This is a genomic window from Apibacter muscae (assembly GCF_007845595.1).
GTDB classification, from domain to species: domain Bacteria; phylum Bacteroidota; class Bacteroidia; order Flavobacteriales; family Weeksellaceae; genus Apibacter; species Apibacter muscae.
The window spans coordinates 162,653-176,922 of the sequence record NZ_SELI01000023.1 but is presented as its reverse complement, the minus strand read 5'-3'; the positions used below and the strand labels follow the sequence as shown (position 1 = coordinate 176,922).

Sequence of the window (14,270 nt, the reverse complement as noted above, 5' to 3'; positions counted from 1 at the left end):
TTTTAAAAACTAGTTATTTACTTTGACAAGTTCAACTTCAAACAATAACCAAGCGTTGGGTGGAATCACTCCTCCAGCACCTTGAGAGCCATAACCCAAAGCTGGTGGAATTAAAAGAGTCGCTTTTGAACCTTCTTTCAATAAAGAAATACCTTCCTCCCATCCTTGAATAACCATACCTTTTCCTAAAGGAAAATCTATTGGTTCATTTCTAGCAAAAGAAGAATCAAATATATTTCCGTTTAATAATGATCCTTCGTAATGAACAGATACTTTATCACCCACTTTAGCCATAGAACCTGAGCCTTCATGAGAAATTTTGTAATAGAGTCCTGATGGTGTTTGGGTCATTTCTGATTTTAATTGTTCTAATTTTAAGGTGCTTTCTTTTTCTTTTTCATCTATAAATTTTTTATTTCTCTCAGAAATTAAATCTTTATTTTCTTCAAAGAACTTAGCAGCATCATAGTTTTTATATTCATCCCCTTTTTTAAGAATACTAACCTTTTCAATAATAATAGGTTCTAAAGGTCTATCTTGTGCCCCTGTTTTAGCAGCTGCTATTGTATTAACTACATCAATACCTTTTATAACTTCAGCAAAAATAGTATGTTTCCCATCTAACCATGGAGTTGGAACCTCAGTAATAAAAAATTGGCTTCCATTGGTATTGGGTCCTGAGTTTGCCATTGACAATATTCCACCACCAGAATGTTTTAAATTGTTTTTTTCATCTTCAAATCTATATCCAGGTCCTCCCATACCTGTTCCTTCAGGATCTCCGGTTTGAATCATAAAGTCTTTGATAACACGATGAAAAATAATTCCATCATAAAAAGGTTCTCCTTTCTTCTTAGCACTATTAGGAATATTTCCTTCTGCTAAACCAATAAAGTTTGCGACAGTTACCGGTGATTCTTTATCAAAAAATTTTACTAATATATTGCCTTGATTGGTTTTTATATTGGCATATAGTCCATTTTCAAGATTATCATACGTTTGATTGTCAATTGTTTCCAAAGTTTTACAATTTATAAGGGTTAATGATAGTAACAAAAAAATTATGATCTTTTGAATCATATTTTTATTTATTTTAAATCAAATTTAAGAAAATGTATAGTATTCTAAAAATAAAAAAGCTATTACGAAAATTTGTAATAGCTTTTTATATATTTCTATCGATGTCTTAGTTTACTGCATCAGATAATTCAGCGCCTGGTTTAAATTTAGCAACCTTTTTCGCAGCTATTTTTATTTTTTCTTTAGTCTGAGGATTAATTCCTTCTCTAGCACTTCTTTCAGTAACAGAAAAAGTACCAAATCCGATTAAAGATATTTTATCACCTTTGCTTAAAGTTTTTGTTACATTAGATGTAAAAGCATCTAATGCTTTTTTTGCATCTGCTTTTGATAGACCAGCATCAGCTGCAATTGCATCGATTAATTCTGATTTGTTCATGACAATTTATTTTTATATAAGGTTCTACATGTTGCGTGACGCAAAGATAAGGTTTTGTTTCTTATGTACAAGTTTTTTCAATTTTTTTATCTTTTATATATATAAATTATATACTTACTTTAAAAAAGATATTTGATTGGATATTAAATTTCCATTTTCTGTAAATTTAATCAAGTCATTTTGAATAAAACTTGAAACTATTCCTTTGTCTTTTTCAGGATATAATAAATGGATGTTAGCACCGGCATCTATACTAAAATAGAGATGCGCATTACAATTTTTTCGAAACTTCCAAATTTTATCAATAACCAAAAGTGTTGCTGGTTTTAATAATATAAATGAAGGTTTAGAAGTCATCATCATCGAATGCAAGCTAAGTGATTCATTCTCAACTATGTATCCAAAAGATTCTAAATCTCCTTCTTTCAATATTGAAATTAATTTAGTTATATTTTTAGTAGCTTCGTTAAAGCGTACAGATGCATAGGGGTGTTCATTCATTAATTGATGCCCTACAGAACTACTTACTTCTTTAACCCCTTCATCCAAAAGTAAAACTGTATCTATAAAAGTTTCAAACACTGAATTAATTTCTAAAGGATAAGGGACTGCATATAAATTTGAGCTTTCAATAATATCCGGATGTTCACCCCATAGAACCAAGCCATTATATAATGATCTACAAGCGCTACCAGAACCTAGTCTGGCTATAAATGATGTTTTTTTTAATTTAAATTCTTCAGATAGTTTATCATCACTTAATATTTTACTCATTTCTATCAAGCATTTAGCCAATGCTCCGAACCCGGAAGCAGAAGAGGCTATACCACTACTATGCGGGAAATTATTTTCAGTATAAATTTTATAATGATATTGATCAATAAAAAGTAAATACTTTTTAAGTGATAGAAAATATTTTTTAATTTTTTCAGTAAAACTTTCTTGGAACCTTCCATCCAAGTATACCTCAACCTTAAATTTATCAGATTTATTAAATTCTATCTTTGTTTCAGTAAAACTATCTGTTAATGTATAACTTAATGAAGGATTTGCAGGGATTTGGTTCTCATATTTCCCCCAATATTTTACCAACGCTATATTGGAAGGACACTTGTGGCTGACTTCTCCTTTTTCAATCAGTGTATAATTATCCTCGGAAATAAATTCTTTTTCAGTTATTTTCATAAATTCTTATGCTTAATAAAATTATTAAAATGAAATAGTAAAGAGTCTTCTAAAGATTTAAATTTATAGTTAATTTTAGAAATTATTTTTTGATTAGAATAAGTCGTAGTGTTAATCAAAGCATTTACCACAGATCTACTTAATTTTTTTTGTGTAGGTAAAACTTTGATAAGTAAGGCTAATGATTTGATCAGAAAATTAGAAATCACAATTGGTTCTGACTGATTTATGTGTCTTCTTAAAATTGAAAAAACTTGTTTGTAAGAAGCATTCTCAGAAACAACTATATACTTTTCGTTAATTACGTCACTTTCCATTAGCTTCACAATTATATTAGCTACATCTTCTGCATCAACAAATCCAGTTAAACCTTTGGTACTATAAACTTTATTGGAAATTGCCATGTCAAAAAGCATTCCGCTGCTTCGATTCCAATTTCCAGATCCCAAGATGACTCCTGGACAAATAATTATAACATTTAACCCCTCTTGTGAACCTCTCCAAACTTCCATTTCTGCAGCAAATTTAGAACATGCATAGGAAGAATGATAGGTTTTAAAATTCCATTCAGAATTTTCATAGATATCATTTTGATCAATCTCTGGGTCTAGTGTTGCTATAGAGCTTATATAACAGAATTTATTTATATTTTTTTCAATGGAAAGATTTACTAAGTTTCTTGTACCTCCAACATTAACTTTGTATAATTCTTTTTTATCTTTTTCTTGAAAAGAGATTTTTCCTGCAATATGATATATTTTTGTAACACCTTCCAGGGCTGGTTCCAGTGAATATATATCAAGAATATCTCCTTTGACCCAATGGATTGAATTAAATAATTCTTGATAATTAATCGGTTCATAAATTTTGAATATATATAAAATATTTTCTTTTAAATTTTCATCTCTAATCAAAACCTTTAGATTTTGATTTTCTTTTGCTAGTTTTAAAACTACATATGTTCCTAATAAACCCGTTCCACCGGTAACTAATATCATAGATAAATTATGAAGAAATTAATTTTTAGATAAATTATTAAATGAAAGATTTATATAGTAATTCATCATTTTATATAGATTAACTAATACAGACGTATGCAAAAGTAATTTAATTATCCTTAAAAAATAGCTTTTTATATAGTAATAATTCATTCAAGTCGATTTGTAAATAATTTCTTTAGGATTAGGATTACATTTGTTGGAGAATAAAAAATATGAATTAACAATGACGTTAAATAAACAATTGTTATTACTTGTAACCATTTATTTATTATCATTAATAAATATAAAATCTCAAAATAATTTAAATAGAAGGTTTGTTTGGAGTTTAGAAGAATGTTTAGAGTATGCAATAGCCAACAATATTACGATTAAAAAAGCTATTTTAAGTAAAAACTCTTCTGATTTAAATTTAAAACAATCCAAAAATAATCGATTACCCAATCTAAATACAAATATTAATGGGGGTATGACTAACGGAAGTAGTATAGATCCTATCACCTCATCATTTCAAAATGAATTTTATAAATCTGTAAACGGAAACATTTCTACCAGCGTAGCTCTTTACAATGGTAATAAACTTACCAATACTATTGAACAAAATCAATTATTAGTTAATCAAAATAGTTTGTATATAGAACAAGCAGAAAATAATATTATTTTAAGTATACTTGAAGCTTATGTACAAGCCTTATACACCCAAGAAGCTATTGAAATTGCTAAAAATTCAGCGAAGTCTACTGAAGACCTTTTAAAGCAAGGACAAATAAAATTTTCAAACGGAGCTTTGTCAAGAAGTGATTTGGCTGATTTAGAAGCACAAAATGCTACCAATCAATATAATATTGTATCAGCACAAACCCAGTATGCACAACAAGTATTAGCACTTAAGCAATTGCTTGAACTAGATCCAAAAATAGATTTTCAAATCGAAATTCCGGAATTATCGGATACCAAAGATTATTTAATTCCTAACAAAGAGATTATTTTTGAACAAGCGGTAAATAAATTGCCCGATACTAAAATTTACGACATAGAAAAGCAAATCAATGAAAAGGATTTGGAGATTGCTAAGGCAGGGTATTTACCTACCTTAAATTTATCTGGAAGTTTAAGTACTGGTTATTCAAGCACGCGTGATTATATTGACTTTGGTAGGCAACTAGACGGGAATAAAAGTCAGAATGTATCTTTGTCTTTAAATATTCCAATTTTCTCTAAATTTCAAAACAAAACCAATGTAGCTTTAGCAAAAATCAATATTCAACAAAGTGAATTGAATAAAATTCAGGCTAATAAAGATTTATATCAAAAAATTGAAATGGCATGGCTAAATGCAACTACAAATCAAGCAGAATCTAAATCTTCAAAAACTTTACGAGATACCTCCAAATTATCATACGACTTATCTATTAAAAAATATGAATTTGGTGGATCAACAACCACGGATCTTTTGGTTAGTCAAACCAATTATTTAAACGCCGAACAAAAGTACTTACAAACCAAATATATGGGGCTTTTATACCAACAATTACTTCAATATTACCAAGGACAACCTATTAAAATTCAATAAAACAAATATGAAGACAAATAAAATTAAAATATTAGTGATTGCAATAATTTCAATTGTATCCATATTTTTTATTTATAAATATTTCTTTTCAGCTTCTAAACCAACACTCTCCGTAGAAACTGTTAAAGTTGAAAAAGGAAATGTAAGTGAAGCCATAACAGCCACAGGAACTGTAAATCCTGTAAATGAAGTGACTGTAGGTACGCAGGTTTCGGGAATAATTGAAAAAATATATGTAGATTATAATAGTCCAGTAAAAAAAGGGCAACTTATAGCACAAATTGATAGAACCAATCTATTAGCAACTCTAACCGATGCACAAGCCACCTATTCCTCCGCATTGAATCAACTAAGCTACCAACAACAAAATTTTAACAGGCAAAAGAATATGTACAACGCACAAGTGATTAGCAAAGCAGATTTTGAAACGGCTAGTTTTTCATTGAATGATGCAAAAGAGTCCGTGAAACAAGCAAAATCAACTTTGCAAAAGGCACAAACCAATCTTGGTTATGCGAACATCTATTCCCCTATAGACGGAGTTATCGTCACTAAAGAAGTAGAAGAAGGGCAAACCGTTGCAGCTTCCATGAGCACTCCTACTCTATTTACAATTGCTCAAGATCTTACAAAAATGCAAGTGGAAGCCAATGTAGATGAGGCTGATATAGGAAATGTACAAGTTGGGCAAAGAGTAACTTTTACGGTTGATGCTTATCCTTCCATTACTTTTAACGGTACGGTTAATCAAGTACGTTTAGGAGCCACTGTAACCTCTAATGTAGTAACCTATACAGTTATTATTGTTACAGATAACAGCAATTTAAAATTAAAACCCGGATTAACCGCAACTGTTACCATTTATACAAAAGAATTAAATGATATTATTACTTTACCAGCTAAGGCATTAAATTTCACCATGGATTCTAAAATTTTGGAAATATACAATAAAGAACATCAATTAAATACTAAAATAAGTACCATTAATAAAAGTAATGATGACGAGAAATATGTGTGGATCAGAAACAAACAAGGAATTTTAGAACAAAAATCAGTGAAAATTGGCGAAAGCGATGGAATAAATGTTGAAGTTATAAGTGGTTTAAAAGTAGGCGATGAAGTTGTTTATAGTATGAAAAATAAGCAAGACGGTACATCTTCAAACAAACAAGAAAGCAGTCCTTTTATGCCTAAAAGACCTGGAGCAAGTAAGAAAAAATAGTTGATTTCTTAAATATTTAGTTTAGAAGGAACCTTTACAAATAATTAAAAATACATGAGATGAGTAAACCCATTATACATATAGAAAATTTAAAAAGAGAATTTAAAATGGGGTCAGAGATTGTTCAAGCGCTAAAAGGAATAAATCTTACGGTTCAAGAAGGAGAATTTTTAACCATTATGGGTTCCAGTGGATCAGGAAAATCTACCCTTTTAAATATTCTTGGATGTTTAGACCAGCCTTCCGAAGGTACTTATGAATTAGACGGAGTAAGAGTTAAAAATTTATCCAAAGATCAGTTGGCTAGAATTAGAAATGAAAAAATAGGATTTGTCTTTCAGGCTTATAATCTATTGCCAAGAACCACCTGCATAGACAATGCAGAACTACCACTTATGTACAATTCAACGGTGTCTTCCAAAGAACGTAAAGAACGAGCGGTAACAGCTTTGAAGAGAGTGGGTTTGGAAAGTAGGTTAACCCATGTTCCCAGCCAACTATCCGGAGGTCAACAGCAACGGGTAGCTATTGCAAGAGCTTTAGTGAATCACCCAGTAATATTACTTGCAGACGAAGCTACCGGTAATTTAGATACCAAAACCTCCTATGAAGTTATGGCACTATTTCAAGAACTTAACGAACAAGGAATTACCATTGCATTTGTAACTCACGAACCCGATATAGCTTTATTTAGCCATAGAACCATAGTTTTAAAAGATGGTTTTATTATTAAAGACGAAGCTATTAAAAATAGACTTAATGCCTCGGATGAATTACAAAAATTATCCAACAAAACCGATTAAAATGAACTTATCTAACCTTTTTAAAATATCATTTCGAGCGATTTTGCTTAATAAGATGAGAACTTTGCTAACTATGCTAGGAATCATCATTGGCGTTGCTTCCGTAATTGCTATGCTAGCCATTGGAGAAGGTTCTAAACAAAGTATAAAAGACAGCCTTTCTTCCATGGGTTCCAATATTATAACCATACGCCCAGGGGCTGGAAGACAAGGAGGCGTACGTTTAGATATGAGTGCTTCTCAAACTTTAACCTTAAAGGATCTAAATTTTCTTAGCAAAAATGCCAATTTAATCACAGAAATTTCCCCGGTGGTTAATGGCAGTGGACAATCCATACATGGAGCTAACAACTGGCCTACTACCCTCTACGGGGTTACTCCGGAATATCTATCTATTAGGAATTTAGAAATTCTTGATGGAAGTATGTTCACAACACAAGAAGTCAATTCTTATTCTAAAGTCTGCATTTTAGGTAAAACGGTTATAGATAATTTATTTCCCAATGGAGAAAACCCCATAGGACAAATTATTCGTTTCAATAAAATCCCATTAAAAGTTATAGGAACCCTTAGCCCTAAAGGGGAGAATGCTTTTGGGCAAGACCAAGACAATATAATTTTAGCACCTTTTACAACAATACAAAAAAGAGTTTTAGCTATAACTTACCTAAATTCCATTGTTGCATCAGCCGTTAGCGAAGAACAAGCATCCAATGCAGTAGATCAGCTTACAACATTAATGAGGGAATCCCATCAATTAAATTCATCCGATCCAGATAACTTTAATATTTCCTCTCAACAAGAAATACTTTCAACCATGAATTCCACCAGCGAAATGCTAACTATACTTTTAGTGGCAATTGCTAGCATTTCCTTGCTTGTAGGAGGAATAGGCATTATGAATATTATGTATGTATCCGTAAAAGAACGTACCCGAGAAATAGGTTTGAGAATGGCTGTAGGAGCCAAAGGAAAAGATATTCTTATGCAATTCTTAATAGAATCTATTCTTATTAGTTTTACAGGAGGAGCCATAGGAGTTTTAATTGGTTTAATATCTACGTACAGTATTAAAACTTTTGCAGGCTGGCCGGTAAGCATAACTCTTTTTTCCATATTTATTTCCTTCGCAGTATGTACAGTTACCGGAATATTTTTTGGATGGTATCCTGCCAAAAAAGCCTCTGATTTAGACCCTATTGATGCATTAAGATATGAATAAATTTCGCCTTTTACAAAACAAAAAATTAGTATATTTTCTGCACTTTGTCGTTTGGGGAGTACTTTTCATTTCGCCTTATTTATTCTCTTATGGACAAGAAGAATTATCGTTTGTGGCAAGAAGGTCCTGGGTATCTTTATTAATCTATGCTTTTTTGTTTTATATTAATTATTTATGGCTGATAAAAAAATTTATTTTCAACAATAAAATTTTAATTTTTATAACAATAAATGTTATTGTTATAGCTCTATTAGTAATATTAAAGCACGAGTTAATATTTAAACTGCTTACAGAAGATCCTCATTTTAGAAGACCATCCAGACCCTCACGTTCCTTTTTTATATATTTTGATAGCATTTCTATGATTATTCCCATGGTATTTGCTCTTGCATTTCGTATTAGCGAACGTTGGGTAAAAACTGAATCAGAAAAAAATGAAGTTGAAAATTATAAATTGCAAGCCGAGTTGCAGCATTTAAAATACCAAATTCAACCTCATTTTTTCTTCAATTCTTTAAACAATATATATTCATTGGTAGATATTTCACCGGAAAAAGCTAAAGAAACCATACATAGCTTAAGCAAGCTGATGAGATATTTGCTCTATGAATCCAATACAGAAACCGTACGATTAGAAAAAGAGATAGAATTTTTAAACAAATATATTGAGTTAATGAAGCTAAGGCTTACAGAGAAAACCCAAGTGAAAGTAAACTTTCCTAAAATTAGTTCATCCATACAAATTCCTCCTTTATTATTTATTTCAATTATTGAAAATGCATTTAAACACGGAGTTTCCGCCACACAAACTTCTGTGATAGAATTTTCTATGGAATTGTGGGAAGATAGAATTTCTTTATTTTCTAAAAACCATAACTTTCAAAAAAATATAATGGATAAAAGCGGTTCCGGAATTGGTATGCAAAACTTAAAAAAAAGATTGGATCTTTTATACCCCAATCAATACCGATATAGTTCAGAAATTTGTGGGAATGAATTTATTTTTAATTTAGAGATTAAATTAAAAACAAATGAATTCCAATAAAATATCTTGCATAATCGTAGATGATGAGCCTATGGCGCTTCAACTGATTGAAAATTATGTAAACCAAACGGCATATTTAGAACTAATAGGAAAATTTAACAATGCTATTGAAGTTCTTGACTTTATAAATAAACAAAAAGTTGATTTAATTTTTTTAGATATACAAATGCCAGAATTGAATGGCTTACAATTGGCAGAAACCATAAAAGACCATACTAAAATAATTTTCACAACTGCCTTCGATCAATACGCCCTAGAGGGATATAAAGTAAATGCACTGGATTATCTTTTAAAACCTTTTGATTATAAAGAATTTATTCTAGCGGCGAACAAAGCTAAAGAATGGTTTGAATTAATTCATGCAAAAGATCAAAAAGGGGTAAGTAAAAGACAATCTCCGGAGTATTTTTTTGTAAAGTCAGAATACAGACAAATAAAAATAAGCTTTCATAAAATTTTATATATAGAAAGTTTAAAAGATTATGTGAAAATTTGGTTAAAAGATGAGCCTAAACCAATTCTAACTTTAATGAGTTTAAAAAAATTGGAAGAAGAGTTACCCAAAGATCGATTTATGCGGGTACATAGATCTTTTATTATCTCTCTTGAACATATACAATCCATAGAAAAAAATCAAGTCATTATCCATCAGCAACACATTACCATATCAGAACAGCATAAAGAAAATTTTTACAAATTCATACAATCAAATTCCATAAATTAAGGGGGGGCAAAAATATTGGCACGAGTAGTTTTAAGAAAGAGTATAAATTTTATGGAATAGATTTTAAAACAGAGCTAAATATAGGTTTCTTGTTGTATTTTTTTCTGTTAAGCCTGTTTTTATTTATGCTAATTATTTCTGCTTTAGTACCCTTTTTAAGAGGCAATGGAATATTTAAAATAGACATTGCTATATCTTTACTTTTCGAAGGTTTATTCTTGTTATGGATTGCTAATCAATCAAAAAATATAGTGGAAAATTATTTATGATCTGTCCCATTTAACTATTAATTACTCCAATAAAGAATGGATGGTACCTCTTGAACAACTCCATGAAATTACCATTGATAGAAATTATAATTTTTGATATTTAACCCTCTGTACCCTAACCGATAAAATTAAAATTCGAACCAGCATTAATCTTTTAATACCTTTTTCAAAACCGAAGGATTTAAAAGAATTAGAAAGTTTTGTGCAAACCCTTACCCCCTATCTTAATAAAAATTTTATACTCAAGGATAGAAGCAAGCATATTTACTCCAATAATGGAGTAAATATGACGTATCTAAGAAAAATTTAGAAAATTATATTTTTATAGCTTCAAAATGTTGGGAAGGATTAGCAATTTCTTCTTGCGCCGCTACCAATTGCAATTCATATTCTCCCCGCTTATAGGTTTCCAACATTACCGCATAAACGGCTGCAGTAGTCGCTTCCAATGCTTCTTTACCATTTTTACCTAGTAATAAATGCGTCAACAATAAACCTGAGGTTAAATCTCCGACTCCTACCGGTTGTCGAGTACCAAAATCAAACAAAGGTCGTGCAATATGCCAAACTTCGTCTTTCGTGGATAGAATCATTTCAAATTGATCTAAACTTTTAGCTGCTTTGCTTAAATGTTTCACCAATACAATATTCACCCCTTTTTGGTGTAATATCTTAGTTCCTTGCAAAACATCGTCCATATGATTCATGGTTTTGCCTGTCAGTATTTCAAGTTCCAGTAAATTAGGCGACATAATGTCACTAGCTTGAATAGCTTCATTTTTAAAAAAATCTGATACTCCTTCCGCTACTATGCAACCTTTCTCTGGATGCCCCATCACAGGGTCGCAAAAATAAACAGCATTCGGATTGATGGATTTAATTTTTTTTACTATTTCTAAAATGGCTTTTCCCTGTTCCGGAGAACCAATATAACCGTTAAGAATAGCATCACATTTATTTAATTGTTGTATGTTGTCTATACCTTCAACAATTTCCAATAAGTGGAGGGCAGGCATTACCTCACCCGTCCATTTACCATACTGTGTGTGATTGGAAAATTGTACGGTATTTAAAGACCACACACCTACCCCACATCGTTGCATAGGGAACTCTGCGGCACTATTTCCTGCATGCCCAAATACGACATGTGACTGAATGGATAAAATATTTTTCATCCTTAAATTTACTTTTATTTTAGGAAGCAAATCTATACAAATTATTTGTAAAATAGTATAAAAACTATAAGCTGTCAGGTACTCGGTAAATATATGTTAAACCACAGACAAACTAGTAATTTGGTACTACTTTTGAAATGAGAAATAACTAATAATTCAATTTAGTTTAATGACTATGAATAATAAAAAAAGCAAATTTCAAATTAAAAAAGTAGCTTCTTATATCCTTATGGGAGTTGCAGGAGCTGCACTGTCCGTAGGTGTTTTTTCTGCAATGAAAAAAAACACAAATCTTAGTGATTTCGAAATATTTAAAAAAGACCAAAATGAAAAAGGCTATTTTCAATCGGCAAGCTATAGCACTGCAAGCTATAATCCGCCTGATCTAACGGTAGCTGCTGAAAAAACCATCAATGCAGTGGTAAGTGTTAAGAATTATTCTTCCTACAGCCCACAGCAACAAAGACAACAGTTTATTGATCCTTTTGATTTCTTTTTCGGAGATCCTTTTAATAATTCACCTCGAAGATCACAACCTCAACAACCCAAAGATACACCTAACGGTTTAGGTTCCGGAGTAATTATCTCATCAGACGGTTATATAGTAACCAACAATCATGTTATTGACGGCGCTGATAAAATTGAAATTACTCTTAACAACCAAAAAACTTATACCGCTACCTTAGTTGGGACTGATCCCAATTCAGACATAGCTTTACTAAAAATTGAAGAAAAAGGCTTGCCTTTTTTAAATTTTTATGATTCGGACAATGTAAAGGTGGGTGAATGGGTTTTAGCTGTGGGTAATCCATTTGGATTAACATCAACCGTGACTGCGGGGATTATCTCTGCCAAAGGACGTAGTTTAGATATACTAAGATCTAACTCTAAAAACCCTATTGAATCTTTTATACAAACCGATGCGGCTGTAAACCCTGGGAATAGCGGTGGTGCTTTGGTTAATACCAACGGCGATCTTATAGGTATAAATACTGCTATTGCTTCCCATTCCGGTGCGGGTACTTTTGAAGGTTATAGCTTTGCTGTACCGTCAAACATTGCTAAAAAAATTGTAGAAGATATTAGAAAATACGGTTTGGTGCAAAGAGGATATTTAGGGATTGGGGCTTTAGATATGAGTGATGATTCTGCGGTTAAACAATACAATGCAAAAAATAAAACTTCTTACAAATCTCAACAAGGGGTTTTAGTTACCGAAGTTCAGGAAGACGGTGGCGCTAAAGATGCTGGCATAAAAAAAGGAGATATCATTACCCAAATTGATGGGGTTACTATAAGAAACTTCCCTACCCTTTCCGGAATTATTGGTGAAAAAAGACCGGGAGACAACGTTTCTGTAACGATTATGAGAGACGGTAGTTTAAAATCTTTTAAAGTAAAAGTAAAAGATGCACAAGGAGGAACTTCTGTAAAAACCAAAGCAGATTTATCGGTGACTGAAAAATTAGGAGGAGAATTTACTTCTTTAACCGAGCAAGAAAAAGTGAATTACGGGCTTGAATCCGGGGTGGTTGTTACCAACGTGGATGCCAATGGAAAACTTAGATCCATTGGAATTAATGAAGGTTTCATTATTATGGAAATCAATGATAAACCTGTAAACAGTGACAAGGATATAGAAAGATTATTAAAAAATTACAACGGTACTGTTTCTGTAAAATACGTAGATCCTTACGGTAGATTTTATAGAAGGGGTTTCAAAATGAATTAATAATTGAAAAATATTAACCTATAAACAAGCATCCGTATCAATACGGATGCTTTTTTTTATTAATGCTTTTTCTATTTAATTATTTAATTAACTTCAATATAAATTAAGCTCTGAAAACAAGGTATAGTAGTGGTTTTAAAATATTCTTGTTTTATAAAGCATGCCACGATCTTATTAGTTTATATCTAGTATTGAAGTATTGAAAATGAAACTTTTTAAAAATTAGGTTAATAATATAATATATAAAACTATCATGGTATGCCTTGGTTGATAAATTAAATTTTATACCTTTGTAAAAGTTTAAACAAGAATATTTTTATAACTATAAAGGTTTGTGAGTCCCTTTCCATTTATATCTTTACAGTAGTTGTAACAACAATAACAAGTTTTTGACATTATTATCATTCTTTGTGAGCTCCTTTCCTTTTGTATCTTTACAGCAGTTGTTATAACGCTCTACAGATAGTTCATTAGTGAAATAGGGTTGTGAGTTCCTTTCATTTTGCATCTTTACAGCAGTTGTTACAACGAACTTTTAGATGAAAACAACTACGAAATGGTTGTGAGTTCCTTTCCTTTTGTATCTTTACAACAGTTGTTACAACTATTTTATGAAAAGTCCTGTATATAACGTAGTTGTGAGTTCCTTTCATTTTGTATCTTTACAGCAGTTGTTACAACGATATCCGTCAACAAAAGAAATCATTGAAGGTTGTGAGTTCCTTTCATTTTGTATCTTTACAACAGTTGTTACAACGATATCCGTCAACAAAAGAAATCATTGAAGGTTGTGAGTTCCTTTCATTTTGTATCTTTACAACAGTTGTTACAACGGTACAAGGGAGTAGAAGGAGTTATCGGGT

At 31.2% G+C, this 14,270-nt stretch carries 12 protein-coding genes and 1 CRISPR repeat array (1 of these 13 cut by a window edge); of the genes, 7 read left to right on the top strand and 5 right to left on the bottom strand.

All coding sequences use genetic code 11. From position 1 onward, the window contains the following. Positions 1-9: 9 nt before the first annotated feature. The 4 genes from ETU10_RS09585 to ETU10_RS09570 all read right to left on the bottom strand — a co-directional run bounded on the left by ETU10_RS09585 (position 10) and on the right by ETU10_RS09570 (position 3,642). Entirely contained in the window at positions 10-1,080 is a 1,071-nt protein-coding gene (locus tag ETU10_RS09585) for a peptidylprolyl isomerase (RefSeq protein ID WP_146311821.1), read from the bottom strand. A 106-nt stretch (positions 1,081-1,186) separates the two neighbouring features. Next, entirely contained in the window at positions 1,187-1,459 is a 273-nt protein-coding gene (locus ETU10_RS09580; RefSeq protein WP_146262972.1) for an HU family DNA-binding protein, read from the bottom strand. Positions 1,460-1,573: 114 nt separating this feature from the next. Further along, entirely contained in the window at positions 1,574-2,644 is a 1,071-nt protein-coding gene (locus tag ETU10_RS09575) for a diphosphomevalonate/mevalonate 3,5-bisphosphate decarboxylase family protein (protein ID WP_146311819.1), read from the bottom strand. Beyond that, positions 2,641-3,642: an NAD-dependent epimerase/dehydratase family protein gene (locus ETU10_RS09570; protein WP_146311817.1), complete on the bottom strand. Its 1,002-nt coding sequence runs from the start codon at positions 3,640-3,642 to the stop codon at positions 2,641-2,643. Before ETU10_RS09570 ends, ETU10_RS09575 begins: the two co-directional genes overlap by 4 nt. A gap of 226 nt (positions 3,643-3,868) precedes the next feature. On the opposite strand from ETU10_RS09570, the gene ETU10_RS09565 reads away from it, so the two are divergent. Genes ETU10_RS09565 through ETU10_RS09540 form a run of 6 tightly spaced genes read left to right on the top strand, consistent with a single transcriptional unit; the run spans position 3,869 to position 10,231 of the window. Continuing rightward, positions 3,869-5,215 (top strand): TolC family protein, encoded by a 1,347-nt coding sequence (locus tag ETU10_RS09565; protein WP_146311815.1) that lies wholly within the window; start codon positions 3,869-3,871, stop codon positions 5,213-5,215. Between the two features lie 7 nt (positions 5,216-5,222). Beyond that, entirely contained in the window at positions 5,223-6,437 is a 1,215-nt protein-coding gene (locus tag ETU10_RS09560; protein WP_146311813.1) for an efflux RND transporter periplasmic adaptor subunit, read from the top strand. Positions 6,438-6,496: 59 nt separating this feature from the next. Next, complete coding sequence (locus ETU10_RS09555) at positions 6,497-7,240, top strand: ABC transporter ATP-binding protein (RefSeq protein ID WP_146311811.1); 744 nt, start codon at positions 6,497-6,499, stop codon at positions 7,238-7,240. Position 7,241: 1 nt separating this feature from the next. Beyond that, positions 7,242-8,462, top strand: a complete 1,221-nt coding sequence (locus ETU10_RS09550) for an ABC transporter permease (protein WP_146262978.1) — start codon at positions 7,242-7,244, stop codon at positions 8,460-8,462. Continuing rightward, positions 8,455-9,507 carry a sensor histidine kinase gene (locus tag ETU10_RS09545; RefSeq protein WP_146311808.1) on the top strand — a complete coding sequence of 351 codons (1,053 nt, stop codon included), beginning with the start codon at positions 8,455-8,457 and terminating at the stop codon, positions 9,505-9,507. Before ETU10_RS09550 ends, ETU10_RS09545 begins: the two co-directional genes overlap by 8 nt. After that, a complete protein-coding gene (locus ETU10_RS09540; protein ID WP_146311806.1) occupies positions 9,494-10,231 on the top strand; it encodes a LytR/AlgR family response regulator transcription factor in 738 nt (245 codons plus the stop codon). Before ETU10_RS09545 ends, ETU10_RS09540 begins: the two co-directional genes overlap by 14 nt. A gap of 583 nt (positions 10,232-10,814) precedes the next feature. Here ETU10_RS09540 and pdxY read toward each other — a convergent pair. Further along, positions 10,815-11,675 carry a pyridoxal kinase PdxY gene (pdxY, locus tag ETU10_RS09535; RefSeq protein WP_146311804.1) on the bottom strand — a complete coding sequence of 287 codons (861 nt, stop codon included), beginning with the start codon at positions 11,673-11,675 and terminating at the stop codon, positions 10,815-10,817. A gap of 175 nt (positions 11,676-11,850) precedes the next feature. Between pdxY and ETU10_RS09530 the strand changes: the two genes are divergently transcribed. Further along, positions 11,851-13,407, top strand: a complete 1,557-nt coding sequence (locus tag ETU10_RS09530; RefSeq protein ID WP_246118458.1) for a Do family serine endopeptidase — start codon at positions 11,851-11,853, stop codon at positions 13,405-13,407. Between the two features lie 331 nt (positions 13,408-13,738). Beyond that, a CRISPR array of direct repeats spans positions 13,739-14,270; the repeat unit is 46 nt; unit sequence GTTGTGAGTTCCTTTCATTTTGTATCTTTACAACAGTTGTTACAAC; it runs 1,111 nt beyond the window's last position.

Excerpts from the sequence above, each read along its gene's own strand:
- ETU10_RS09585 (WP_146311821.1), bottom strand. The coding sequence starts at position 1,080 with ATGATTCAAAAGATCATAATTTTTTTGTTACTATCATTAACCCTTATA.
- ETU10_RS09580 (WP_146262972.1), bottom strand. The coding sequence starts at position 1,459 with ATGAACAAATCAGAATTAATCGATGCAATTGCAGCTGATGCTGGTCTA.
- ETU10_RS09575 (WP_146311819.1), bottom strand. The coding sequence starts at position 2,644 with ATGAAAATAACTGAAAAAGAATTTATTTCCGAGGATAATTATACACTG.
- ETU10_RS09570 (WP_146311817.1), bottom strand. The coding sequence starts at position 3,642 with ATGATATTAGTTACCGGTGGAACGGGTTTATTAGGAACATATGTAGTT.
- ETU10_RS09565 (WP_146311815.1), top strand. The coding sequence starts at position 3,869 with ATGACGTTAAATAAACAATTGTTATTACTTGTAACCATTTATTTATTA.
- ETU10_RS09560 (WP_146311813.1), top strand. The coding sequence starts at position 5,223 with ATGAAGACAAATAAAATTAAAATATTAGTGATTGCAATAATTTCAATT.
- ETU10_RS09555 (WP_146311811.1), top strand. The coding sequence starts at position 6,497 with ATGAGTAAACCCATTATACATATAGAAAATTTAAAAAGAGAATTTAAA.
- ETU10_RS09550 (WP_146262978.1), top strand. The coding sequence starts at position 7,242 with ATGAACTTATCTAACCTTTTTAAAATATCATTTCGAGCGATTTTGCTT.
- ETU10_RS09545 (WP_146311808.1), top strand. The coding sequence starts at position 8,455 with ATGAATAAATTTCGCCTTTTACAAAACAAAAAATTAGTATATTTTCTG.
- ETU10_RS09540 (WP_146311806.1), top strand. The coding sequence starts at position 9,494 with ATGAATTCCAATAAAATATCTTGCATAATCGTAGATGATGAGCCTATG.
- pdxY (WP_146311804.1), bottom strand. The coding sequence starts at position 11,675 with ATGAAAAATATTTTATCCATTCAGTCACATGTCGTATTTGGGCATGCA.
- ETU10_RS09530 (WP_246118458.1), top strand. The coding sequence starts at position 11,851 with ATGAATAATAAAAAAAGCAAATTTCAAATTAAAAAAGTAGCTTCTTAT.